We start from the raw sequence: 23,487 nt of genomic DNA on the forward strand, positions 1-23,487 counted from the left end.
GCGACGCGGAATTCTAGCCGTGCTGGCTCGCCCATCGGAGGATGTCGGCGCTCGTCATGGCTCCCGAAACCCGGGCGATTTCCTTGCCCTCCCGAAACAGGATCATGGTTGGAATGCCGCGGATACCAAGTCGCGCCGAAAGCGCCTGGTTGTCGTCGGAGTTGAGCTTGACGAAGCGCAGCTTGGGTTCGGCCTGCTTCGCCGCGGTTTCAAAATGTGGACCCATGATCTTGCAGGGGCCGCACCATGGCGCCCAGACATCCACCAAAACGGGTATGCTCGATTTGGCGATCTGCTTTTCCAGGATCGCTGCCGGTACGTCCACCGGCTGGCCTTCGAAAAGCCGGCGCCCGCATTTGCCGCACTTGCCCTCGAGAAGGCTGCGGTCTGCAGGCACGCGATTTATCGCTCCACAATGAGAACAGACGACCTGTGTCAAATCTCGACCTCGCACGCCATCACGGCGCAAATCTGCCTACCTGTTTATGCCCTTCGGCGGCTATCTACCAGCCATGGCGCGAGTTTTGACCGGGACCGCGTCACATCCAAGATCGGCGCTGAAACGCGCTTTGCTCTTCGGCAAAGCAGCGCCAGTCAAATTATGTCGGAACCGGGGTGGGTTTTCTTCGTTGCGTCCATGAAGCAGTGTTCAAGGAGACCAGCGCATGGGGGAAGCGACCCGGGGATTTGGATTTTGGGCCGTTGCGCTGTTGGCGCTGACAATGATGGTGTTTGGCCTGCCGATATTGGCAGGAGGTGTCTGGCTGATAAGTCTCGGCGGGTCGTGGTATTACGCGTTGGCGGGGCTCGGCCTCGTGCTGTCAGCCTACTTTCTGTTTCGTCACTCCATCGTCGGGGTGTGGATTTATCTACTGACCTTTGTCGGCACATTGGTGTGGGCACTTTGGGAGTCTGGCCTGGATGGCTGGGCGCAGGTGCCGCGGTTGCTCGCTCCGACGATCATTCTCGTTCTGGTGCTGCTGGCCATTCCAGCTTTGCGCGGTCGGATGGGAATGCCGCGTGGCGCAGTGGCAGCCGCCATGGTGGGGGTGCTGTCCCTCGGCGCCTCGGCCATGGTCCTGACTTCGGTGCGCGAAACCAGTCTTTTTGCCCAGGAGGCCCCGGCGCCTTTAGTTGAAGCTCCAATCGTGCCGACCCCGGATTCGACGGCCGCTCAGCCGGCCGAAGCCACACCCAGCGTTGAGTATGTTGCGCTTGAGACTGGTGTCGACTGGCCTGCCTATGGTGGCACGCATGCTGCAACACGCTACTCCCCCCTGACACAGATCACGCGGGATAATGTCGGTGAGCTCGAGCAGATCTGGGAGTTCCGAACTGGCGATCTGCCCGAGGATGGTGAGCCGTTCGGCAATCAGAACACCCCGGTCAAGGTCGGCGATCGACTGTATCTGTGCTCGGCGCTGAACAAGATCAGCGCACTCGACGCGGCGACAGGCGCCGAATTCTGGACCTATGATCCGCAGACGCCGGTGGATGCCATCGGCTATAACGCATCGTGCCGCGGACTGGTCTATTTTGAGGACACGACGGCCGAGGCCGGCGCCTTGTGCGCCACTCGCGTGGTCAATCTGACCCATGATGCGCGCATCATTGCGCTTGATACGGAGACCGGCCAGCTTTGCCCGGATTTCGGTAATGGCGGCGTGGTCAACCTGCTGGAAGGTATCGGAGATACTGCGCCCGGATTTTATGCGCCGACCTCACCACCGACGCTGGTCCGGGACGTTCTGGTCGTTGGCAGTCAGGTCAGCGATGGACAGACGCGCGAAGCGCCGTCTGGCGTCATCCGCGGCTTCAACGCGGTAACCGGTGCCCTCGACTGGGCCTGGGACATGGGGCGTCCAGGTGAGACTGGACTGCCGCCTGAGGGCGAAGTCTATACGCCCGGCACGCCAAATATGTGGACCATCGCCTCGGGCGACGACGAACTGGGCCTCGTCTATATGCCGATGGGCAATTCGGCCGTCGACTATTGGGGCGGCGATCGCTCCGATGCCGAGAACACCTATTCCACCGCCATCGTGGCGCTCGACGTTGAAACCGGCGAGGTGGCCTGGTCATACCAGACCGTTCACTACGACATCTGGGACTACGACCTTGGCGGGCAGGGGACGCTCGTGGACTTCCCGACGCCGGAAGGGCCGGTGCCGGCCATCGTCATGCCCTCCAAGCAGGCGCAGTTCTACATCCTCAATCGCGAAACCGGCGAGCCGCTGGTCAATATCGAGGAGCGTCCCGCTCCGACTGGCGGCGTCGAACCCGAGCGTCTGTCGCCCACCCAGCCCTATGTCACCGATTTTCCCAACCTGTTGAAGCCGACACTGACTGAGGCCGACATGTGGGGCGCCACCCCGCTTGACCAATTGTGGTGCCGCATTCAGTTCCGGCAGGCTGCCTATGATGGCGTCTATACGCCGCCAACCGTTGACCAGCCCTGGATCCAGTATCCTGGCTATAACGGTGGTGTGGATTGGGGCGGGGTCGCGATCGATCCGGTGAAGGGCGTGATGATTGCCAATTACAATAATATGCCCAATTACAACCAGCTGGTGCCCCGTGAAGAAGTCGATGCACTCGGTGTTTTGCCGATCACGGATCCGAACTACGACCCAGACGCAGGTGGCGGCTCGCATGGCAGCCTGAGCCCGCAGGCGGAGTCGCCCTATGGCATTCGCGTCAATGCTGGCTGGCGCGTGCCCTTTACCGGCCTGCTCTGCAAGCAGCCGCCCTATGGTGGGATCGCGGCCATCGACCTCAACACCCGCGAAATGCTCTGGGACCGCCCATTTGGCTCGGCGCGCAAGAATGGCCCCTTCGGCATCCCCACCATGCTGCCCATCGATATCGGCACGCCGAACAATGGCGGTGGCGTGGTGACGGCGTCCGGTCTGTTCTTCATTGCCGCCGCAACCGACGACATCTTGCGCGCTGTCGATATCGAGACAGGCGAAGAGGTCTGGCAGGTGGAATTGCCAGCCGGTGGTCAGGCCACGCCGATGACCTATGAAGCGGGCGGCAAGCAGATCGTGGTGATCAATGCGGGTGGGCACGACTTCATGGAGACGCCCATCGGGGACTATTTCATCGCCTACGCCTTGCCCGGCAGTCCGGCCAATTAGAGCACGGCTCCAGCGTCATGACTTTTATGCCAGCGTCACTCGCGACCAGCTATTGCGGACCGCCGCCGCTCCCGGACGACCTCTGGGGGCGGTGGAATTTCGACCCTATTCTCATCGCCATCATGCTGTTGGGGATGGCCTTGTTCATCTCCCGGCCGGCTTCTCATCGGGAGCGCATGTGGTTCTTCGGTGCAATGATTGTGCTGGTCATCAGCTTCATCAGCCCGCTCTGCGCACTCACCGTGGCGCTGTTTTCGGCGAGGGTGGTCCATCACGTCTTGCTGGTTGCAGTCGCGGCCCCGCTGTTGGCGCTCGCGGTGCTGCGCTCGAACGCTTTGGCAAAGCTGCTCGCGCCACTGGCAGTGATGCATACCGTCATTTTCTGGCTGTGGCACGCGCCGGATGCCTATGCGCTGGCGCTCTCCAATACTCCGATCTACTGGCTGATGCAGATCACACTGCTGGGTTCGGCGGCCTTGATGTGGTCGGCCATTTTTGCGGCTACCCCGGCGCGCGCCATAGGCACTTTGCTGTTGCTCACGGTGCAGATGGGACTGCTGGGTGCACTGCTCGTGTTTGCGTCGCACCCGCTATATGCCCCGCATTTCGCAACCACATCGGCGTTCGGTCTCGATCCACTCGACGACCAGCAATTGGCTGGGCTTATCATGTGGGTGCCGGCCAGTCTGCCCTATCTCGCCGTTGGCCTAGCACGATTGCTGGCAAGCCTGCGCGCAGTGCAAGGGCATGGGGCATGAGTGCGGTCTTCCTCAAGTTCGTCCACATCATTGCCATTGCGGGCTGGTCTGCGGGGCTGATCTGCCTGCCGTTTCTTTACCTGCAACGGCGGCGCCTTGGCGGCGATTCACTACATCGCCTGCACAACTTTACGCGGTTCTTTTACGTCGCGCTGGTCTCCCCGGCGGCGTTTGTCGCTGTTGGCTCCGGCATTGTTCTGATCTTCCTGCAGGCAACCTTCGCGCCATGGTTCTCGGTCAAGCTGGCCCTGGTGGCCGCCATGGTGATCATTCACGTCACCAGCGGCGTGGTAATCCTGCGCCTGTTCGAAGCGGGCCAATCCTATCCAACATGGCGCTTTGTGGCCGTCAGCACGGTGACCATTGCGGTGATCGCCGCCATTCTGGTGACGGTTCTGGGCAAGCCGGAATGGACCATTCCGGCCGGGCTCGAACACTTCTTTGCACCGGGGGCGCTTGGTGAGGCGCTGGGTGACCTCATTGCTTGGTCGAGATGATGAGGCCAACACCATGATCAAACACCAGTTTGCCCCCGTGCCAGCCCGCCAAGGCCGTGAGAATTGCTGCCAGGACCGAAAGCAACAGCCCATGGGGCAAAACCGCATCCGGCACATTGAGGCGCAGACCGAAATTGGCGCCGGCAACAGCCAGCAGGGTCATGGCGGCGATTGCATGGTTCCAACTGGCGACGCGAACGCGAATGCCGGGCACGGCCAGCAATTCGGCGGTTCCGGCAATGGACGCCACGACGCCAAATCCGAAGGCGAAGCCTGTCGACCAGAGGCCGACGCGGACCCAGAACGTGTCGCCGGTGATCCAGTAGAGGCCATCTATGCCCAGCGTGCAGATGACGAGCGCGATAGGGAAATGAACGAGCATGGCGTGGATGGGGTGCCCGGCAACGGCAATGGCAGATCCTATGTCCTTGTCCGCAACGGCTCGGATCGCGGGGTTAGGGTGGCCGCTATGGGCTTCGGGCGGCACTTCTTCCCGATCGATTTCCTGCGCTTCCATGTCCGGCTTCGGCATTTGGGCTCCTCTGTCCTGCGATTTGCTGCTGTTGCAGCAACGCCGCTGGCCCTGACTGGTTGCGGCACGCCGCTATCGACGCTCGATCCTGCAGGGCCAGCCGCGAGCAATATCGCGACTTTGTGGTGGGTGATGTTTTGGGGCGCCTGCGTGCTGTTTCTGCTGGTGCTTGGCCTGTTGAGCGTTAGCCTGCTCAGGCCAGCCATGCTGGCGGCGGTAAAGCCCATGCATTGGATCATCGGCGGTGGGCTGATGATGCCCATCCCGATCCTTGTCGGATTGCTCATCGCGGCGCTGGTTTTGGGCGAGCAATTGTTGCCGCGTGCGGGGGGCGCAAAGGCAATGCGGGTCGAAGCCCATGCCAGCCAGTGGCAATGGCGCTTCACTTACCCCGAGATCGCCGGTAGCGCCGAAAGCGATGTGCTGCATCTGCCGGCCGGCGAGCCTGTCGATATTGTCGTCACCACTGCAGACGTCATTCACAGCTTCTGGATTCCGCGCCTCGGGGGTAAGATCGACGCCATACCCGGTCGTGAAAACACGATCCGGCTGCAGGCCGATAAGCCGGGCGCCTATCACGGCATCTGCGCGGAATATTGCGGACCGGGGCACGAGACCATGAGTTTCGTCGCCCAGGCGCATGATGGGGCAGACTTCCCTGCGGCAGTGGGGGGCAGGCCATGAGCCGCAGGGAAATGTCGCCCATCGGCCTGCACAAGGCGCTCAACAAGATTTGGGCGACGCCCCCGGGATGGGGACGCCTGTCAGCCGTCAACCACAACATCCTGGGCAAGCGCTTCATGGTTCTGGCGCTGGTGTTCTTCACCATTGGCGGTGTGCTCGCCATGCTGATCCGTGCCCAGTTGGCCACGCCAAACAGCGCCTTCATCGGGCCCGAGCTCTACAACCAGATCTTCACCATGCATGGCACGGTGATGATGTTCCTGTTTGCCATTCCCATGTTCGAGGGGCTGGCGATCTACATGCTGCCCAAACTGCTCGGCGCGCGCGATCTGGCCTTTCCGCGCCTCACCGCCTACGGATTCTGGTGCTATCTGTTCGGCGGCACGATCCTGATAATTGCCATGCTGGCCGGCTACGCGCCCAATGCCGGCTGGTTTATGTACACGCCGCTATCGTCCGGAACCTACAGCCCGGGGATCAATGCCGATGTCTGGTTACTCGGCATCACTTTCGTCGAAATCTCGGCTGTAACCGCTGCTGTGGAACTCGTCGTTACCATCCTCAAGATGCGCGCGCCGGGCATGTCGCTGACCCGTATGCCAATCTTCGGCTGGTACATGCTGGTAACGGCAGGGATGATGCTGATCGGGTTTCCCCCGCTCATCCTCGGCTCGATCCTGCTTGAGCTGGAGCGGGCCTTCGACCTGCCGTTTTTTGACCCAACGCGCGGCGGTGACCCGCTGCTGTGGCAGCACCTGTTCTGGTTGTTCGGGCACCCTGAGGTCTACATCATCTTCCTGCCGGCAGCGGGGGTGCTATCCACCATGATCCCAACATTCGCGCGTCGGCCGCTGCTTGGCTACAACGCGATCATTGTGGCGATCGTCGCGATGGCTTTTCTCAGCTTTGGTCTTTGGGTCCACCACATGTTCACGGTGGGCATTCCCCATCTGGCCCTGGCCTTCTTTTCAGCCGCCAGTGCCCTGGTGGCCATCCCCACGGCGGTGCAGATATTTGCCTGGATTGGCACCTTGGCGTCGGGCCGGCCGAAGTTCGATATTCCCATGCTCTACGTCGTGGGGTTCTTCATCGTCTTCGTTTGCGGCGGCCTGACCGGCGTCATGCTGGCCATGGTGCCGTTCAATAGTCAGGCCCATGACAGCTACTTTGTCGTCGCGCATCTGCATTACGTGCTGGTCGGCGGCTTCGTCTTTCCCATGCTGGCGGCGCTGTACTACTGGTTGCCCCACTTTACCGGACGGCGCAGCGTCTATGGCCTGTCGATACCGGCCTTCTGGCTGATCCTGATTGGTTTCAATCTCACGTTCTTCCTGATGCACCTGACCGGATTGATGGGCATGCCGCGCCGCATCTCGACCTATCCGTCCAATTGGGGCTGGGACTGGCTCAACCTGCTGTCATCCGTCGGCGGATTCCTGATGACCATGGGCTTCGCCCTCGTGCTGATCGACATCATCATGCAGTTCCGCTTTGGGCGGCGCGCAGGACGCAATCCCTGGAAGGCGCGTACCCTGGAATGGGCCATGCCCACGCCCGCGCCGCCGTACAATTTTGTAGCTATTCCCGAAATCAACGCCCGAGCCGATGATCTCGACATCGATGCCCTTGGTGGCGAACTTGCCGGTGGCAGGGGGTATCTCGCGTTTCCCCGCGCCGACCGTCAGGAGACGCTGGGCGTTGATATGATGACCGGCGAGCCGGATCAGGTGATCATCCTGCCCCAGCCCAGTTTTCTGCCGCTCTGGACTGCGCTCGCGACCGCAGCGTTCTTCCTCGGGCTCCTGTTTAAGGTCTACTGGATCGTGCCGGTCGCGACTGTCGCCGTAGTCATCCTGTTCTTTTTATGGACGCGACCACTCGGCGCGCGGCGCAATATGGGCGCCATCGAAATCGGTCAGGGCAGGGCGGTTCCAGCCGATGGAGAGGTGAAGGACAATGTCACCTATTGGGCATCGCTCAGTGGCATTGCCGTGGATGCGACGCTCTACGCCTCACTGCTGTTCGGCGCGCTCTACCTGGCGGTGATCGCGCCGGGTTGGGCCGAGCCCCTGCCAGCGACCAACTGGCTGCCGGCAATCGCTCTTGCGACAGCCATCGCGTCTTTGGCGCTGGCTCGGCGAGCCGAGATTTCCAACGCAAAGGGCGTATCGCCCGCACCAATGCTGTTGCTCGCAACATGCGTCGGAATTGCCACGACGCTGATACTGGTAATGGGCATGGCAATCATTCCCCATCCCACATCCCATGCCAACCTGGCGCTTCGTTTCGTGCTTCTGGCCTATTGCGCCGTCCATTCAGCCGTGGCGGCTCTGTTGGCACTGCATGCATGGCTGAGATGTCGCGGCGGCTTCGTGTCGTCGGTTCGAGCGACGGATCTTCGGGTGACGCGGGTCTGGACCGATTACGCAGCGATCGTGCAAGTGCCCTTGTGGGCCGTGCTGCTGATGCTGTCCGGCGGGGGGCTCAGATGATCGGCAAGTTATGGCCACTGCTGATCGGCTTCTGCATCTGGGCAGCGGCCTTTGTCGGCCTTTACGGTCTGCAGGCGCTCGGCTGCGTCTGGGGCTGGCCCGAAGCCCTTCACCGTGGCGTGTTGGTGGGCGTCTGCGTGTTTACGCTTGCAGTGCTGCTGGTCCTGCTGCGCTGGCAGTTCCGCGCATACACCGCCAACCCGGTCGCCATTGACCGCGCCGGCCTCTGGCTCACCGTCGCAGCAATCCTTGCATCCGTCGTGATCTTTGTTCCCAGTCTGTTTTTGTCGCTTTGCGTTTAGCCAGGGCATGCCCTGGACCCGTTGCGCGCCTTAACCCAAGCCATACGGTGCTTCGGTGTGGGCTATATTGCCTTCTCGCCCAAAAGCAGGTGAGGTGGAAGGATACAGCTCCCGCATCTGAGTGCGCTCAAGCATCTACATTATCCTGGCAAGAATTAGAGTTGCAAACGGCAAGGACATGCCATGACGCCCGACCAAATTCTTCAGATTGTTGTGGCCCTGCTGGTGGCGCAACCTGACACAACCGCGTTTCAACCCTTGATGTCGGGCGGCTATGACGCCCACTTTCCAGTCACCATCGAAGCCTGTCCCCGGCCATTGCCTGCCGCAGACATCGAAGGCCAGACGGTGATCTGCGGCCGCATCGACGTGCCGGAAAACCACGGAGCACCTGACGGCAACCGGGTCGATCTGGCCTTTGCGGTTCTAAAAGCTCGCTCACTGTCACCCGCCCCCGATCCGGTCGTCTATCTGCATGGGGGGCCGGGCGGCCGCGCCGTTCCAGATCTCGCCTTCAACGCCGGGTTGTTCGACCACCTGCGCGACAGACGTGACCTGGTGCTGTTTGATCAGCGCGCCTCCGGTATTTCGGCTCGCACAGTCGCCTGCACCAACACGCTCGCTGACAACATCATCGAGTTGGCCAAGGACGAGCCCGACAGTGACGCCCCCGACCCCCTGGCCCTGTGCTTGAACGAGGTCGAAAGCAGTGGCATCGTGCTCCCAGACTACAACACCACGCAGAACGCCAAGGACGTGAGGGCCTTGATGACCGGACTGGGATACCCGGTCTACAATGCCTATGGAATTTCCTACGGTACCAAGCTTGGCCTTGAAATGCTGCGCTCGGCTCCCGAGGGGCTTCGGGCGGTCATACTTGACAGCATTGCTCCGCCCGATGTTCGATCCTACGACACTAACGGCGTGCCCCTCGATCTCGCCATCGGCGCCGTCGTCGACCAATGCGCTGCCGACGTAGCCTGCGTTGCAGCGTTTCCGGACTTCGAAGAGACAGTTCTCACCGCTGCCGACAAACTCAAGGAAACGCCGTTTCCGGCCACGGCGACGCGCCCGGCCATCGATTTAACCACCCTGATCAACCTGTTCGCTGAACGCAACAGCATTGTCACCAACCGGCGCCAGACATCCTTCATCCCCGCCATTGTCAGCGAATGGGCAGCGGGCACCACGCAGCTCTACGATCTCTATGTCGCCGGTAAGCTGACCCCCGCTCAAACGCCCGACACGATGATTACCCCCTTTATCGACAAGGTGCCCAGTGATCAGCTCGTCATGGCCTACGCTGCCCTCAACAAGGCCGAGGAGCTTCGCAGGTTCAACACTGCGAGCGAAATCCTGTTGCAGCAGATCTCGGCCCTCAGCGTGGCGCCCGCCGATCTCACACAACTCGAAAGCACGCTTGATAAGGCGATCTCGGCTTCGCTGACTGGCCTTGATGCCAATACCCTGATTGCCATGGCCAAGGCGTATGGACGGTTTGTCGGCGCGACGCCCGACAAGGCGGCGATCGAGGCCTTTGTGGAGACTTACATTCCAGAGCCCAGCCTCAGCGGCATCAAGACGATCATCGCAGCGATGTCGTCAAGCGATGTCGCGGCGTTCTATGCGCGGGCGCAACGGGATACGTCACCATACTTCGACAAGCTGAGGGAGTCTCTCGACCTCGCCATCTATGCCTGCCAAGAGGACATACCCTTCAATTCACGCGAGGGCTTCGAAGCAATGTCGGAGGCCTATCGTTTTCCTTTTGTCCGCGCTGACGCAGACTCGACGCTCGAATTCTACGACATTTGCGACAATTTCACACCGGCGCCGCGTGAGGGCTTCAATACCCGCGTCTCCTCCGACCGCCCGGTTCTGGCATTGGCTGGCCTGAACGACACACAGACCAATGGAGACGCGGCAGACTATGTGCTCGCGACGATGTCGAACGGCCAGGCAGTGACATTCCCCGAGGCCGGCCATGGGGTGCTGCAGTTCTCCCAGTGTGCCAAGGATATTGGGGCGGCGTTCATCGACGATCCAATGGCCAAGGTGGATACGAGTTGCACCAAGGCACTCGTCCCCACCTTCGTGGTCCCGTAGGAGTTTTCGATCCTGCGTCCCACTTGCATGCGGTCGCGATAAACCGTTCGGGCCTGCGCTTCCCCTGGAGGAGGCTTCGGCTCGAACGCCCCAGCGCTCACCGCGCGCTCTTGGGTCAGGGCAGGAGTGCTGTCTGCCGGCTAACCGAGTTTGGCTTCGAGCGTGATGCTGATGGCGCCGAGCGCCTTCGACACCGGGCAATTGGCCTTGGCCTTCTCCGCCAGGTCCTGGAACGTGGCGTTGTCGATGCCGGGCACCGTGCCGACCAGCGTTAGCGCACTGCCGGTAATGCCGGTTCCCGGAACGAGCGTGACCGCGGCATCGACCTTGAGATTGGTCGCCGGGGTGCCATTTTCGGCGAGGAAATGTCCGAGCTGCATTGCGAAGCATGCCGAATGCGCCGCCGCGATCAGTTCTTCCGGGCTGGTGCCCGACTGACCGCTGTCATCGACGAACCGCGCCTTGTAGGTATAGGGCAGCGCCGAAAACGCGCCACTCGGGACATCCAGGGTTCCCGACCCCTCCTGTAGGGTTCCGGTCCAGTTCGCGGTCGCAATGCGCTTCATCGTGCTCTCCTGGCTTGCATGCATGGGCGTAATGACGCCCTCAAGCCTATCAACGACGCCGACGAAGCAGAAGTTCCAATGCGGCGTGCGTCGCACCCGAATGAATGTTCACCAGCTCCAGATCGATCGAATATCAGACAATGCCCGTCTCGGAGGATTGCGCCCCGATCTTGTTTTTTGTTCCTCAGATCGGTGTCTAAACCATCGGCATGCGTTGGAACTGCAATGTATTTCCAGAGCCGATGAATACATCGCAGCCCAGAAATTGCTGTCAAACTGAAGCGGGGATCTCGCTGTAAAGGCAATAAGAAAAGGTGCCGGCATTGCTGCCGGCACCTTCTCTATATGTTGGCTGCGTCTTCTTCTTCAGTCGACAGATCAACTGCAGCCCGTGGTCGTGCCGCACGTGTCGCACTTCAAACACGTGCCGTTTCGCACCATGGTGAAGTTATGGCACTCGGTGCACTGGTCGCCGGTGTAGCCCTTCATTTGGGCCTCTGCGCGCAGCAGGCCGGCGTCCTTGCTGGACGGCGGGCTCGGGATGGGGCTCAGCTCAGCCGGGGCGAAGGCCGATGGCGAAAGCTGGGTATCCACCTTGAGGGCCGTTGCGGTACGCAGCGCCGTAACCGTCGAGGTCTGCATCGCCTGGACCGGATTGTACTGGTGATCGCCCGAAACGATCATCAGCGACTTGTTGGCGACGCGGCCGCGGGTCATGCCGCGGGAGACAAAGCGCTCGGCGGGCACCGGGGCAGGGTTGTTCGCTGCATGCGACGGCGCCTGCTCCTCGGCAACGCCCTTGCCGAGCGAAGTCGGCGAATCCGGGTTCACATGGGCCAGGTCGTCGCGGTCCAGATAGGAGACGGCGAGTTCGCGGAACACGTAATCCAGGATCGAGGTTGCATTCTTGATGCGGTCATTGCCCATGACCATGCCGGCAGGCTCGAAGCGCGTGAAGGTGAAGGCCTCCACATATTCGTCCAGCGGCACGCCATATTGCAGGCCGATCGAGATGGCGATGGCGAAGTTGTTCATCATCGCACGGAAAGCGGCGCCTTCCTTGTGCATGTCGATGAAGATCTCGCCGAGGCGACCATCGGCATATTCGCCGGTGTGGACATAGACCTTGTGGCCACCAACGACAGCCTTCTGGGTGTACCCCTTGCGGCGGTCCGGCATCTTTTCGCGGCTGCGGATTTCCACTTCGCGCTCGACGATGCGCTCGACAATCTTTTCGGCGATCGCCGGGATGCGAGCATCGGCATTCATGGCAACGAGGTTGTCGACGGCATCGTCTTCATCTTCGTCGTCAGCTGCGGCCAGCACCGACGAGTTCAGCGGCTGGGAGAGCTTGGAGCCATCGCGATAGAGGGCGTTGGCCTTGAGCGCCAGGCGCCAGCTCATCATGTAGGCCTCCTTGGAGTCCTCCACGGTGGCGTCGTTTGGCATGTTGATGGTCTTGGAGATGGCACCCGAAATGAACGGCTGGGCGGCAGCCATCATCAGGATGTGGCTCTCGACCGACAGGTAGCGCTTGCCGATCTTGCCGCAGGGGGTGGCGCAATCGAATACCGGGATGTGTTCGGCCTTGAGGAAGGGCGCGCCTTCCAGGGTCATCGCACCGCAAACGTGGATATTGGCGGCCTCGATGTCCTTCCTGGAAAAGCCCAGGAACGGCAGCAGCTCGAAGCTGAAATCGTTCATCTGCTCTTCGGTGACGCCCAGCGACTTGAGGAAGTCGACGCCCAGCGTCCACTGGTTGAACACGAACTTGATGTCGAAGGCCGATGCCATGCCGGCATTGAGCGCTTCGATCTTGTCATCGGTGAAGCCCTTGGCGCGCAGCGTCGAGGGATTGACGCCCGGAGCCTGGTTGAGGTTGCCATGGCCGACCGCATAGGCCTCCATCTCGGCAATCTGGCTCTCCGAATAGCCAAGGGTGCGCAGGGCCGGGGGCACGGCGCGGTTGATGATCTTGAAGTAGCCGCCACCGGCGAGCTTCTTGAACTTGACCAGGGCGAAATCGGGCTCGATGCCGGTGGTATCGCAATCCATCACCAGGCCGATCGTGCCGGTCGGGGCGATAACTGAAACCTGGGCGTTACGGAAGCCGTGCTTCTCGCCGAGGGCCAGGGCATTGTCCCAGGCCAGCTTGGCGCGTTCGCTGAGGTTGGCATCGATCAGCGAGGCATGATCGAGCGGTACCGGGGTGATGCTGAGGCCTTCATAGCCGGTCGCATTGCCGTGGGCGGCATTGCGATGGTTGCGGATGACGCGCAGCATATGCTTGGCATTGCGCTTGTAATCCTTGAACGCGCCCAGTTCCTTGGCCATTTCGGCCGAGGTTGCATAGGAGACGCCGGTCATGATGGCGGTGACGGCACCGGCAATGGCGCGGCCGGCGGCCGAGTCATAGGGAATGCCCGAAGTCATCAGGAAGCCGCCGATATTGGCATAGCCGATACCGAGCGTACGGTACTCGTAGGAGCGTTCCGCAATCGCCTTGGACGGGAACTGCGCCATCATCACCGAAATCTCGAGCACGATGGTCCATAGACGCACCGTGTGCTCATAGGCAGCGGTGTTGAACGAGCCGTCGCCATTGCGGTAGGGGAGCAGGTTCACCGACGCCAGGTTGCAGGCAGTGTCGTCGAGGAACATGTATTCCGAGCAGGGGTTCGATGCATTGATCGGACCAGCCTCGGGCGAGGTGTGCCATTCATTGATGGTGGTGTGGTACTGGATGCCGGGATCGGCAGAGGCCCAGGCGGCGTAACCAACCTGTTCCCACAGGTCGCGCGCCTTGAGCGTCTTGATGACCTTGCCGCTCTGGCGGGCCGTCAGGTTCCAGTCGCCATCGGTTTCGACGGCCTTGAGGAAGTCATCGGTCACGCGAACGGAATTGTTCGAGTTCTGGCCGGAAACGGTCAGATAGGCTTCGCTGTCCCAGTCGGTGTCGTAGACGGGGAAATCGATCTCGGTATAGCCCTGCTTGGCGAACTGGATGACGCGGTAGATGTAGTTCTCCGGCACCAGCGCCTTCTTGGCGGCGCGCACTTCGCGCTTGAGGGCAGGGTTCATCGCCACGTCGAAGCAGTCGTCGCCCGAACCTTCGCAGTTCACGGCGGCCTTCATGATGGCCTTGAGGTGCTTGGAAACGACCTTGGAGCCAGTGACCAGCGCCGCGACCTTCTGCTCTTCCTTGACCTTCCAGTTGATGTATTCCTCGATATCGGGGTGATCGATATCTATGACCACCATCTTGGCGGCGCGGCGGGTGGTGCCGCCCGACTTGATGGCGCCGGCAGCCCGGTCGCCGATCTTGAGGAAGCTCATCAGGCCCGACGAACGGCCGCCGCCCGAAAGCTTTTCGCCACCGCCGCGCAGCTTGGAGAAATTGGTGCCGGTGCCCGAGCCGTACTTGAACAGGCGCGCCTCACGGACCCACAGGTCCATGATGCCATTGTCGTTCACCAGGTCGTCATTGACCGACTGGATGAAGCAGGCATGCGGCTGGGGATGCTCATAGGAGCTCTTGGACTGCACCAGCTTGTGGGTGAAGGGGTCCACATAGAAGTGGCCCTGGCCTGGGCCATCGATGCCATAGGCCCAGTGCAGGCCGGTATTGAACCATTGCGGGGAATTGGGGGCGACGCGTTGGGTCGCCAGCATGTAGCAAAGCTCGTCAAAGAAGGTGCGGGCGTCTTCTTCGCTGTCGAAATAGCCGCCCTTCCAGCCCCAATAGGTCCAGGTGCCGGCCAGGCGGTCAAACACCTGGCGGCTGTCCATTTCCGGGCCGAAGCGCTCGGCTTCCGGCAGCTTGGCGAGCGCTGCTTCGTCAGGGACGGAGCGCCACAGCCAGGAGGGGACCGAGTTCTCTTCGACCTTCTTGAGGGCCTGCGCGACGCCGGCCTTGCGGAAGTATTTCTGTGCGATGATATCGGCCGCGACCTGGCTCCAGGTGGAGGGGATCGCGATGTTCTCAAGCTTGAACACCACCGACCCGTCAGGATTGCGAATCTCGCTCGTGGCCGAGCGGAATTCGATGGAGCCGTAACGGTCCTCATTGGCCTTGGTAAACCGGCGTTCAATGCGCATTGTCGTCGTAATCCCCAGTGTAGCAGGCGCATAGGCACCCGCGAGCCGAATCCCGGCTTCTCGATCTAATCTGTTTGACGCGTCACCAACCGAAGCCCGCCATGCGGACTTCGAAATCTGCCCGTGCCCAGGGTGTGCTCCGGTCTAATATGCCGATGCTGTCCCCCGGGACTTATTCCCGCTTTATGTTTGTTGCGGGCCGTCGAAAATACTCTGCCGATTCAAATCCGGCGTCAACGCAAGAAAACTAATTGTAGTGGTGGCGCTGCGCCGGAGGACTAGAGCTAGTAGGCGTAATATGTGGATTGCGGGGATAAAGCGCAAGCGGATTGCGCGCCGGCAGGGGCGGGCAGCGATCACTTTTGGGGTGGCCAAAACCCTGTTCGAGAACGCCAGGGACATCAGCTAAGCCAGCGCAAAGTCTTGATCTTCCGCTGCCTCGCCGCTGCCACAATGCTTCGTATTAACCCTCATCGTCGAACCCCCGAATCGGGCCTGCTCTGAGTCAAGGCGATTATTCGCGGCTCGGGAAAACCCGGTGGGAGCCACCAGACCTGGTGGGTGTCGCCGGGGCTAGGCGTATGCGCATGTGCGTGTTAAACCCGCTCCAATTGCAACGCCGTTCGCGGCACCATGGACTTGTTGCGGTATGAAGCGCTTCCTCATCGAAATCTTTGCCTGGTGGACCGGAACGACCTGGGGCACCCGCCTGTGGATCTGGCGTTTTGGCGACTTTGTCGGCAGCGACGAATTCGGCAACAAGTACTATCAGGACAAGAAGGCCGACCGCCGCTATGTGACCTATGCTGGTCCGGCTGATGCCTCCTCGATTCCCCCCGGCTGGCACGGCTGGATGCATCACCGCACCGATGTCGTTCCCACCGAGGCCAATTACGCGGCCCGCACCTGGGAACAGCCCCATGTTCCAAACCTGACCGGCACCTCGGCCGCCTACCGTCCGGACGGGAGCATGCTGAACAAGGGCGAGCGCCCGCGCGTGACCGGCGACTATCAGGCCTGGTCGCCTGAATAAGGACGCCGGCGCCTTGCGCCTGACCGCTTCACCTCACCGAAAGCTATTGCTGACGCTGGCGCCTCTTCTGGCGCTGGCGTTTCCGACTTTGCCGGCCCATGCCCAGCCCGTAGCCAATCCGATTGCCACCTTTGCCGGCCTCGACAAGATCACCGGCCGCATCACCCGCTTCGATGTCTATATTGACGAGACGGTGCTGTTCGGGGCGCTCGAGATCACGCCGCGCGCCTGCTATAGCCGCCCATCGACCGAGACCCAGCGCACGTCGGCGTTTCTCGAAGTGGACCAGCGCAGCCTGCAGGGGTCCAGCAAGCGCATCTTCACCGGCTGGATGTTCGCCGATAGCCCGGCGCTCAATGCCGTCGACCACGCCGTCTATGATGTATGGCTGATCGCGTGCAAGACCAGTACCGACGTACCGCCTCCGGGCAAGCGTTAGCCGCCCCGCGAGGTGCCCAATGAGGTGCCCACTATGGAAGACCGGGTGACCGGGCTGGTTTTCAAGCGCAAGGATTAAGCCGACCTCGACCGCTCGAAACAGGCTCAGGCATCGGCGCGATGGCCGGGCTTGAGGATATCGAGTTGCTGTTGCTTGTACCACCCATCGAAGTCGGCCCGGTTTCGGTGGCGAAAGATGCCGATACTGCGCGGCAGAGCCAGCACCGTGCCGGCGAATTGTGGGAAGGTGAACCGCCGGCTGAGCAGGTCCTTGCAGAATTCTGCAAAAAGCCGGCGCACAAACATCAGGTAATAGGCGGGAATGTCGCGTGCGGGGCTGCTGCTCTTGTTGGCGACGAAGCTGGCAACGTTCATCAGGCCAAGGGTGGTCGCTTGCTTGCGCTTTATCCTGCCGGACGCGGCTTCGAAATGGTGCACCAGTGCCCCCTCTACCGCGACATTCAAGCCATGCCGTGAGAAGCGATAGGTCGCGTCCATATCCTCGCCGGGGCTGTAGGACAGCAGGATCGGGTCGAATCGCTCGGTCCGCGCCACCTCGCGGCGTACGGTCATGGCGTAGCCTGAGATCAGTGGCTGATGCGAAATGCGCGCCACGCCCAGTGCGGCAACGGCGGCTTCATTGCCCCGCAGGCGCGGCGTGTCATACTGGATGAAAAGCCGTGAGGCGTTCATCAGAAAGACCTCCGTCCATATCCAATGGCGAATTCCGCGCAGCCACTTCTCGCGCCGGGAAGGTTCACGCAGGTCCGGAGCCGCCTCGGACTGGTTGCGCCGCGTGTCCTTGCGATCGGCGTCTAAACTGACGTCCATCGGCATCTGCGCTACATGCACGGCCCCAGCGGCGGCGATGCGCCTTTCGGGATCGCTTGCATAGGCCCTCAAGATTGTCTCGGCGCAGTCAGGGAACATCAATGTGTCGTCATCGAACAGGAACAACACGTCGCCCACCGCAACATCAATCGCCAGATTGCGCTGCGCCGAGCTGGAACGAATGGGACTCGCGAGATAGATCAAAGGCGTTGCGGGCCTGGGCGAGCCGGCAAGTACCGCCTGAATGCGACTGTGATTGTCCGCGACGCTGTCGCCCGCGTCGACAATCACAATCTCGGTCGGCGGCAAGGTCTGGCGCAGCGACAAGCCTACAGCACGCTCCAGAACATCGATGCGATTGAGTGTCGGAATGCAATGAGACCACGATAGCTGCACGTGCGGGCCGGCCTCCGGGATACGATCAGTCTGCATTCACGTCCCCAAAATTGAGCTGTCTTTCGTATCCCAAGTTCGCAGCTTAGCGGATCGCGGCATCAGAGCCAGTATGGCGCGTTTGCCCGGACTGGTCAGCCGCGATCCCAGGCCGTCCAGTCGCCGTCATATTCCAATGCGTCGGCAAGGCGTTCCTCATAGTCCTCGCGAGGGATCTCGATGCCGCCCAGGGAGGCCAGATGATCGGTGAGGAACTGGGTGTCGAGCAGCACGTAGCCGCCCGCCTTGAGCCGCTCGACCAGATGCGCCATCGCCATCTTGCTGGCATTGGTGCGGCGATGGAACATTGACTCGCCGAAAAATGCGCCGTCGATGGCCAGGCCATAGAGCCCGCCAACCAGCGCGCCACGGTCCCAGACTTCGACCGTGTGGCAGACGCCGCGGCGAAACAGCTCGCCATAGACCGCCCGGATCGAGGCGTTGATCCAGGTGCTGTCGCGATCGGAACCGACGCTGGCGCAGCCCTCGATGACCCCGGCAAAGTCGGTATCGACGCGAATGGTAAAGTCCGATTGGCGGATGGCCTTGCGCAGGCTGGTCGAGAGCTTGAACCCATCCAGCGGGATGATGCCGCGCATTTCCGGGCTGACCCAGAACAGGTCCGTGGAACTCGCATCCTCTGCCATCGGGAAAATCCCGGCGCGATAGGCGCGGATGATCAGCTCGGGGGTGATTTCGACATCGAAAGGGTTGGGTCTGGACATGACGAACTCCGGCCCACAGGCAAGGAAAAAGGGGCGCAGCGCGCCCCTTTGATAATATCAGACCTTGTTCTCGGCGAGGTACTTTTCCAGCCAGTGGATGTCGTAGTTCCCGGCGAGAATGTCGGGCTCCTTCATCAGGCGCTGGAATAGCGGCAGGGTGGTCTTGATGCCGTCGATGACGAACTCGTCCACCGCGCGGCGCAGGCGCTGCAGGCATTCTTCACGGTTGCGGCCGTAAACGATCAGCTTGCCGATCAGCGAGTCGTAATAGGGCGGGATCTTGTAGCCTTGATAGACCGCCGAATCGACACGCACGCCCACGCCACCCGCCGGGTGATAGAAGGTGATGGTGCCGGGCGAGGGCGCAAAGGTCTGCGGGTCTTCGGCATTGATGCGCACTTCGATGGCGTGGCCATAGAACTGCACCTGGTCCTGCGTCATCGAGAGCTTTTCGCCCGAAGCAACGCGGATCTGCTCATAGACGATGTCGATGCCGGTGATGCGCTCGGTAACCGGGTGCTCCACCTGCAGGCGGGTGTTCATTTCGATGAAATAGAACTCGCCATTCTCGTAGAGAAACTCGACGGTGCCGGCGCCCGAATATTTGAGCTTGCGCATGGCGGCGGCGCAGATCTCGCCGATCTCATCGCGCTCTTCCGGCAGAATAGTGGGCCCGCCGGCCTCTTCCCAGACCTTCTGGTGGCGGCGCTGCAGCGAGCAGTCACGCACACCCAGATGCACCGCATTGCCCTGACCATCGCCCATGACCTGGACTTCGATGTGGCGCGGCTTGCCGAGGTACTTTTCCATATAGACGCTGTCATTGCCGAACGCGGCCTTGGCCTCGGTCCGGGCTGTCGACCAGGCGACCAGCAGCTCGGATTCGGTCTTGGCCACCTTCATGCCGCGGCCACCGCCACCAGCGGTTGCCTTGATCAGCACCGGATAGCCGATTTCCTTGGCGGTCTTGATTGCCTGCTGTTCGGTCTCGACGGCGCCGGCAGAACCGGGAACCACCGGGATGCCCAGCTCAACGGCGGTCTTCTTGGCCGTGATCTTGTCGCCCATGATCTCGATGTGATGCGCTGACGGACCGATAAATGTCACGTTGTGCTCGGTCAGGATCTTGGCGAAACGGGCGTTTTCCGAGAGGAAGCCATAGCCGGGATGCACCGCATCGGCGCCGGTGATCTCACAGGCGGCCATGATGGCGGGGATGTTGAGATAGCTGTCCTTGGCGGCATTGGGGCCGATGCAGACGCTTTCGTCGGCCAGCCGCACATGCATGGCATTGGCGTCGGCAGTGGAATGAACGGCAACGGTCTGGATGCCGAGTTCCTTGCAGGCGCGCAGGATGCGGAGCGCGATCTCGCCGCGATTGGCGATCAGGACTTTCTGGAACACAGCATGCCCCCCTTATTCGATGACGACGAGAGGTTCGCCATATTCGACGGGCTGGCTGTCTTCCACCAGAATGCGGGTGATCGTGCCCGAACGATGCGCCGGAATCTGGTTCATGGTCTTCATCGCTTCGATGATGAGGACGGTCTGGCCTTCGGATACCTTGGTGCCGACTTCAACGAAAGCGGCCTTGCCCGGCTCGGGCGAACGGTAGGCGGTTCCCACCATCGGGGAGGTCAGCGTGCCGGGATTGGACGCGAGGTCCTCGGCAGCGACAGGAGCCGCGGCGGCGACCGAGCCGGCCGGAGCCAGCGAGGCGGCGGGGGCAGCAACCGGTGCCGGCGCATATTGCGGGGCGGCATAGGTCACGGTTTCCTTGGCGAAGGAGCGCGTGACGCGCACACGGAAATCGTCCTGCTCGATCTCGATTTCGGCGAGATTTTCTTTGTTGAGCAGTTCAGCGATAGTGCGGATCAGGTCCTGGTCCACTTGAGATGCCTTGGTCATTCTTGTCGGTCTCCCGCGCTTGCGCGTCGATCGTTATTTGAGTTTTTCTGCCAGTGCATGAAGTGCCAGATTATAGCTGACCACTCCAAAGCCGCAAATGACGCCGTAGGCGACAGATGAGACAAATGAATGGTGCCGGAACGGCTCACGCTGGTGAATGTTGGAAAGGTGCACTTCGACGACCGGCAAGCCGACCGCCTTGAGCGCATCGTGGATAGCCACTGAGGTATGCGAATAGGCCGCTGGATTGATGACGATGGCATCGGCCGATTGGCGCGCATCATGAATCCAGGTGATCAATTCGCCTTCGTGGTTGGACTGACGAAAATCAATGGTCAGGTCCAGCGCCAGGCCAGTTTGCCGGCAAGCCGATTCCACATCCTTGAGCGTCAGCGAACCATAAATCTCCGGCTCGCGAGTGCCGAGGAGATTCAAGTTCGGGCCGTTGAGGACGAGAACGCGCTTTGCCATGGTTTTTGCCTTTTGCACTGGCCACTTGGGGCTGCGCAAGCTCGACTATACGAAATGCACTGAAAACGCAAAAAACCGGCTGGCTCGGGGCGGCGAAAGTACCGCTCGCAGCGCCCCGCGCCCGCCGATCAATGTGCTTGTGGGGGATTACCCTTCACATTGGGTTTCGCCGCAGGCGCGCATATTGGCGATACGCGCCCGCAATTCGTCGACGCCAATGGCGCCGGGAATGACGTCATTGCCGATAATATACGTCGGCGTTCCGGTGATGTTGAGGGCCTTGGCGATCTCATAGGAGGTCTGGATGGCCTTGGACACGCCGGGCTCGTTCATCTGCAACTCGACGCTGACCGGGCTCAGGCCCAGATCGGCTGCGGCTGCGAGCGCCACTGCCTTGTCGATCTTGCCGCGGCTGGTGAACAGGGCTTCGTGGAACGCCCAATAATCGGCGCCGGACTTGTTCACCACGACCGCGATACGGGCCGCATCAATCGATTCGTTCGACAGGATGGGGAATTCCTTGAGCACGACGCGCAGGTTCGGGTCTTCCGCGAGCAGCGCTGCGAGGTCGGGCAGGGCGTTGCGGCAGTAGCCGCAATTGTAGTCGAACAGTTCGACCAGGGTGACGTCGCCATCGGGGTTGCCCAGAACGACCTGGTCGGGGTCATTGAAGATGGCTGTCTGCATCGCGGCAATGGCCGTGGTGGCCTGTTCGCGTTCGGCGGCGGCCATCTGGGTCTCGAGCGCCGATGACATGCGCTGCAGGATCGCCGGGTCGCTCATCAGGAAGTTCTCGATCATCGGATTGAGCTCGGCCGGATCTAGCGCCGCTACCTGTGCCGGTGCCTCGACCTCCGGTGTAGCCGGCGTGGCAGCCGCGACGGCGATGTCACGGGCGGCGAGCGCGTCCTCGACGATGGCACGCACAGCGACGACATCGGTCTCCGGCGCGGGCCGATTGAGCACCGAAAAGCCCAGGGCCCCGGCAAGAATGCCCGCCAGGGCGACAAGGGCGATGGTAACACGCGACATGAAAAGGCTCCCGATGAATCGCAATAGGCAGGGTCTTCTAGCAGTTGCGCTGCCACAATAGGAGCCGCCAGTGAACGCAGCGTTGGCGGGAGCATCAATTGTTGTTGAGACGGGTGCCGGATCGGGCTAGGGACCGACAGCAAGGACGGAAAGATGACCCAAGCCCCAGCCGACGGATTGATGCCTTTTCACGCCATGGAGATCCTCAAGCGCGCCAAGGCGCTGGAGGCGGGTGGCCGCACGGTTTGCCATCTTGAAGTGGGCGAGCCCGGTTCGCCGCCGGCGCCGCGGGTAATCGAGGCCGTGGCCCGGGCGCTGCCCAATGCGCAGGGCTATACCAATGCCAAGGGTTTGACCGAGCTGCGCGAAGGGCTTGCGGCCTATTATTCCGACCAGCATCGTGTCGCGGTCGATCCCGATTCCATCCTTTGCACGATGGGATCGTCCGCTGGGTTCATTCTGGCCTTTCATGCCGCGTTCCGGCCCGGCGCCCGCATCGCCATTACCCGGCCGGGTTATCCCGCCTATGTGAACACCTTGCTGGGATTGGGTTTCGGTATCAGCGAAATTCCGGTGCGTTCCGCCAATGGCTGGCAGCTGACCGGCTCCGATATCGCCGCCGCCCATGCCATGGAGCCCTTTGAAGGCCTGCTGTTCGCCAGTCCCGCCAATCCAACCGGCGCAGCGGTCGATCGGGCGGGGCTCGCCGATATCGTGTCGACCTGCAAGCGACTGGGCGTGCAGCTCATCTCCGATGAGATCTATCATGGGCTCGATTATCGTGGTCCCTCGGTCAGCGCGCTGGAACTGACGCGCGATGCCATCGTCATCAACAGCTTCTCCAAATATTACTGCATGACCGGCTGGCGGATCGGTTGGATGGTGTTGCCGGAGGCATTCCTGCGCCGCGCCGAAATCCTGCAGCAAAATCTCTTCATTTCCGCACCGACCCTCAGCCAGATTGCCGCGACGGCGGCTTTGGGCGAGCGCGACTATTCGGAAGTGCAGAAGGCGGGTTACGCCGCCAATCGCGGCCTGCTGAACGATGGCCTGCGCTCGCTCGGCTTTGAAATCGGCGCGCCGTCCGATGGGGCCTTTTACGCCTATGCCGGGATCGGCCGCTTCTCCAACGACTCGATGGCCTTCTGCGAGGCCCTCTTGGAACAGGCCGGTGTCGCCGCAACGCCCGGGATCGACTTCGACCGCACTGACGGCCACGGCTTCGTCCGGTTTTCCTATGCCGGCAAGCATGAAAGCATCGAACTGGCCTTGGAGCGGATGGCGCGGTTTCTGGGCTGATCCCAGCTGGTAATCGGTCGCCGCCGCTCTGGGCTCAAGCGCCCTCGCAGCAAAAGCCAGCACCGGCCAGCAATCCGCCGGATTCTTTCATAAAAGTCAGCATTTCTTGCACTGCTGCAGGAGCCAGCAATCCAGCATGCTGG

20 protein-coding genes are annotated in these 23,487 nt (G+C 61.5%); 10 read left to right on the plus strand and 10 right to left on the minus strand.

Going from position 1 to position 23,487, the window contains the following annotated elements; genetic code table 11:
• Window positions 1–13: 13 nt before the first annotated feature.
• Entirely contained in the window at window positions 14–439 is a 426-nt protein-coding gene (trxC, locus tag BUA69_RS05120; RefSeq protein ID WP_046135780.1) for a thioredoxin TrxC, read from the minus strand.
• Window positions 440–665: 226 nt separating this feature from the next.
• Here trxC and BUA69_RS05125 point away from each other — a divergent pair, with 226 nt between their 5' ends.
• Genes BUA69_RS05125 through BUA69_RS05135 form a run of 3 tightly spaced genes read left to right on the plus strand, consistent with a single transcriptional unit; the run spans window position 666 to window position 4,395 of the window.
• Window positions 666–3,140 carry a membrane-bound PQQ-dependent dehydrogenase, glucose/quinate/shikimate family gene (locus BUA69_RS05125; protein WP_046135779.1) on the plus strand — a complete coding sequence of 825 codons (2,475 nt, stop codon included), beginning with the start codon at window positions 666–668 and terminating at the stop codon, window positions 3,138–3,140.
• Between the two features lie 17 nt (window positions 3,141–3,157).
• Window positions 3,158–3,898, plus strand: a complete 741-nt coding sequence (locus BUA69_RS05130; RefSeq protein ID WP_244468776.1) for a cytochrome c oxidase assembly protein — start codon at window positions 3,158–3,160, stop codon at window positions 3,896–3,898.
• A complete protein-coding gene (locus tag BUA69_RS05135; protein ID WP_046135778.1) occupies window positions 3,895–4,395 on the plus strand; it encodes a CopD family protein in 501 nt (166 codons plus the stop codon). The genes BUA69_RS05130 and BUA69_RS05135 overlap by 4 nt, the downstream gene beginning before the upstream one ends.
• On the opposite strand, the gene BUA69_RS05140 is transcribed toward BUA69_RS05135, so the two are convergent.
• Complete coding sequence (locus tag BUA69_RS05140; RefSeq protein ID WP_082093872.1) at window positions 4,376–4,912, minus strand: DUF2231 domain-containing protein; 537 nt, start codon at window positions 4,910–4,912, stop codon at window positions 4,376–4,378. The genes BUA69_RS05135 and BUA69_RS05140 overlap by 20 nt on opposite strands.
• A gap of 15 nt (window positions 4,913–4,927) precedes the next feature.
• On the opposite strand from BUA69_RS05140, the gene coxB reads away from it, so the two are divergent.
• From coxB to BUA69_RS05160, 4 genes are all read left to right on the plus strand, one after another.
• The gene (coxB, locus tag BUA69_RS05145; RefSeq protein ID WP_244468775.1) at window positions 4,928–5,611 is read left to right on the plus strand and encodes a cytochrome c oxidase subunit II; all 684 of its coding nucleotides are present in this window, start codon (window positions 4,928–4,930) and stop codon (window positions 5,609–5,611) included.
• Window positions 5,608–8,103: a cytochrome c oxidase subunit I gene (ctaD, locus tag BUA69_RS05150; RefSeq protein WP_046135777.1), complete on the plus strand. Its 2,496-nt coding sequence runs from the start codon at window positions 5,608–5,610 to the stop codon at window positions 8,101–8,103. Before coxB ends, ctaD begins: the two co-directional genes overlap by 4 nt.
• Window positions 8,100–8,405 carry a hypothetical protein gene (locus BUA69_RS05155; RefSeq protein WP_046135776.1) on the plus strand — a complete coding sequence of 102 codons (306 nt, stop codon included), beginning with the start codon at window positions 8,100–8,102 and terminating at the stop codon, window positions 8,403–8,405. The genes ctaD and BUA69_RS05155 overlap by 4 nt, the downstream gene beginning before the upstream one ends.
• Window positions 8,406–8,588: 183 nt before the next feature.
• Entirely contained in the window at window positions 8,589–10,511 is a 1,923-nt protein-coding gene (locus BUA69_RS05160) for an alpha/beta fold hydrolase (RefSeq protein ID WP_046135775.1), read from the plus strand.
• Between the two features lie 140 nt (window positions 10,512–10,651).
• On the opposite strand, the gene BUA69_RS05165 is transcribed toward BUA69_RS05160, so the two are convergent.
• Both BUA69_RS05165 and BUA69_RS05170 read right to left on the minus strand, forming a co-directional pair.
• A complete protein-coding gene (locus tag BUA69_RS05165; RefSeq protein WP_046135774.1) occupies window positions 10,652–11,077 on the minus strand; it encodes an OsmC family protein in 426 nt (141 codons plus the stop codon).
• A 378-nt stretch (window positions 11,078–11,455) separates the two neighbouring features.
• The gene (locus BUA69_RS05170; protein ID WP_046135773.1) at window positions 11,456–15,175 is read right to left on the minus strand and encodes a vitamin B12-dependent ribonucleotide reductase; all 3,720 of its coding nucleotides are present in this window, start codon (window positions 15,173–15,175) and stop codon (window positions 11,456–11,458) included.
• 649 nt (window positions 15,176–15,824) lie between these two features.
• On the opposite strand from BUA69_RS05170, the gene BUA69_RS05175 reads away from it, so the two are divergent.
• Together BUA69_RS05175 and BUA69_RS05180 are read left to right on the plus strand one after the other, a co-directional pair.
• Entirely contained in the window at window positions 15,825–16,208 is a 384-nt protein-coding gene (locus BUA69_RS05175; protein WP_046135772.1) for an NADH:ubiquinone oxidoreductase subunit NDUFA12, read from the plus strand.
• A 13-nt stretch (window positions 16,209–16,221) separates the two neighbouring features.
• A complete protein-coding gene (locus BUA69_RS05180; RefSeq protein WP_425283946.1) occupies window positions 16,222–16,647 on the plus strand; it encodes a DUF2155 domain-containing protein in 426 nt (141 codons plus the stop codon).
• A 104-nt stretch (window positions 16,648–16,751) separates the two neighbouring features.
• On the opposite strand, the gene BUA69_RS05185 is transcribed toward BUA69_RS05180, so the two are convergent.
• The 6 genes from BUA69_RS05185 to BUA69_RS05210 all read right to left on the minus strand — a co-directional run bounded on the left by BUA69_RS05185 (window position 16,752) and on the right by BUA69_RS05210 (window position 22,045).
• Window positions 16,752–17,909 carry a glycosyltransferase family A protein gene (locus BUA69_RS05185; protein WP_072866473.1) on the minus strand — a complete coding sequence of 386 codons (1,158 nt, stop codon included), beginning with the start codon at window positions 17,907–17,909 and terminating at the stop codon, window positions 16,752–16,754.
• A gap of 95 nt (window positions 17,910–18,004) precedes the next feature.
• A complete protein-coding gene (aat, locus tag BUA69_RS05190; RefSeq protein WP_046135770.1) occupies window positions 18,005–18,634 on the minus strand; it encodes a leucyl/phenylalanyl-tRNA--protein transferase in 630 nt (209 codons plus the stop codon).
• A 57-nt stretch (window positions 18,635–18,691) separates the two neighbouring features.
• Window positions 18,692–20,038 carry an acetyl-CoA carboxylase biotin carboxylase subunit gene (accC, locus tag BUA69_RS05195; RefSeq protein WP_046135769.1) on the minus strand — a complete coding sequence of 449 codons (1,347 nt, stop codon included), beginning with the start codon at window positions 20,036–20,038 and terminating at the stop codon, window positions 18,692–18,694.
• Between the two features lie 12 nt (window positions 20,039–20,050).
• Window positions 20,051–20,542, minus strand: coding sequence for an acetyl-CoA carboxylase biotin carboxyl carrier protein (accB, locus tag BUA69_RS05200; RefSeq protein ID WP_046135768.1), 492 nt, complete (start codon window positions 20,540–20,542; stop codon window positions 20,051–20,053).
• Window positions 20,543–20,575: 33 nt separating this feature from the next.
• On the minus strand, window positions 20,576–21,013 hold the full coding sequence (gene aroQ, locus BUA69_RS05205) for a type II 3-dehydroquinate dehydratase (RefSeq protein ID WP_046135767.1): 438 nt from the start codon (window positions 21,011–21,013) through the stop codon (window positions 20,576–20,578).
• 147 nt (window positions 21,014–21,160) lie between these two features.
• A complete protein-coding gene (locus BUA69_RS05210) occupies window positions 21,161–22,045 on the minus strand; it encodes a DsbA family protein (protein ID WP_052950612.1) in 885 nt (294 codons plus the stop codon).
• Window positions 22,046–22,198: 153 nt separating this feature from the next.
• Here BUA69_RS05210 and BUA69_RS05215 point away from each other — a divergent pair, with 153 nt between their 5' ends.
• Window positions 22,199–23,344, plus strand: a complete 1,146-nt coding sequence (locus BUA69_RS05215; protein ID WP_046135766.1) for a pyridoxal phosphate-dependent aminotransferase — start codon at window positions 22,199–22,201, stop codon at window positions 23,342–23,344.
• Window positions 23,345–23,487 lie beyond the last annotated feature (143 nt).

Origin of the sequence: Devosia limi DSM 17137 (assembly GCF_900128975.1) — a bacterium.
GTDB classification, from domain to species: Bacteria; Pseudomonadota; Alphaproteobacteria; order Rhizobiales; family Devosiaceae; genus Devosia; species Devosia limi.

Coding starts and splice junctions, on each gene's coding strand:
- BUA69_RS05125 (WP_046135779.1), top strand. CDS start 666: ATGGGGGAAGCGACCCGGGGATTTGGATTTTGGGCCGTTGCGCTGTTG.
- BUA69_RS05130 (WP_244468776.1), top strand. CDS start 3,158: ATGACTTTTATGCCAGCGTCACTCGCGACCAGCTATTGCGGACCGCCG.
- BUA69_RS05135 (WP_046135778.1), top strand. CDS start 3,895: ATGAGTGCGGTCTTCCTCAAGTTCGTCCACATCATTGCCATTGCGGGC.
- BUA69_RS05140 (WP_082093872.1), bottom strand. CDS start 4,912: ATGGAAGCGCAGGAAATCGATCGGGAAGAAGTGCCGCCCGAAGCCCAT.
- ctaD (WP_046135777.1), top strand. CDS start 5,608: ATGAGCCGCAGGGAAATGTCGCCCATCGGCCTGCACAAGGCGCTCAAC.
- BUA69_RS05155 (WP_046135776.1), top strand. CDS start 8,100: ATGATCGGCAAGTTATGGCCACTGCTGATCGGCTTCTGCATCTGGGCA.
- BUA69_RS05160 (WP_046135775.1), top strand. CDS start 8,589: ATGACGCCCGACCAAATTCTTCAGATTGTTGTGGCCCTGCTGGTGGCG.
- BUA69_RS05165 (WP_046135774.1), bottom strand. CDS start 11,077: ATGAAGCGCATTGCGACCGCGAACTGGACCGGAACCCTACAGGAGGGG.
- BUA69_RS05170 (WP_046135773.1), bottom strand. CDS start 15,175: ATGCGCATTGAACGCCGGTTTACCAAGGCCAATGAGGACCGTTACGGC.
- BUA69_RS05175 (WP_046135772.1), top strand. CDS start 15,825: ATGAAGCGCTTCCTCATCGAAATCTTTGCCTGGTGGACCGGAACGACC.
- BUA69_RS05185 (WP_072866473.1), bottom strand. CDS start 17,909: ATGCAGACTGATCGTATCCCGGAGGCCGGCCCGCACGTGCAGCTATCG.
- aat (WP_046135770.1), bottom strand. CDS start 18,634: ATGTCCAGACCCAACCCTTTCGATGTCGAAATCACCCCCGAGCTGATC.
- accB (WP_046135768.1), bottom strand. CDS start 20,542: ATGACCAAGGCATCTCAAGTGGACCAGGACCTGATCCGCACTATCGCT.
- aroQ (WP_046135767.1), bottom strand. CDS start 21,013: ATGGCAAAGCGCGTTCTCGTCCTCAACGGCCCGAACTTGAATCTCCTC.
- BUA69_RS05210 (WP_052950612.1), bottom strand. CDS start 22,045: ATGTCGCGTGTTACCATCGCCCTTGTCGCCCTGGCGGGCATTCTTGCC.
- BUA69_RS05215 (WP_046135766.1), top strand. CDS start 22,199: ATGACCCAAGCCCCAGCCGACGGATTGATGCCTTTTCACGCCATGGAG.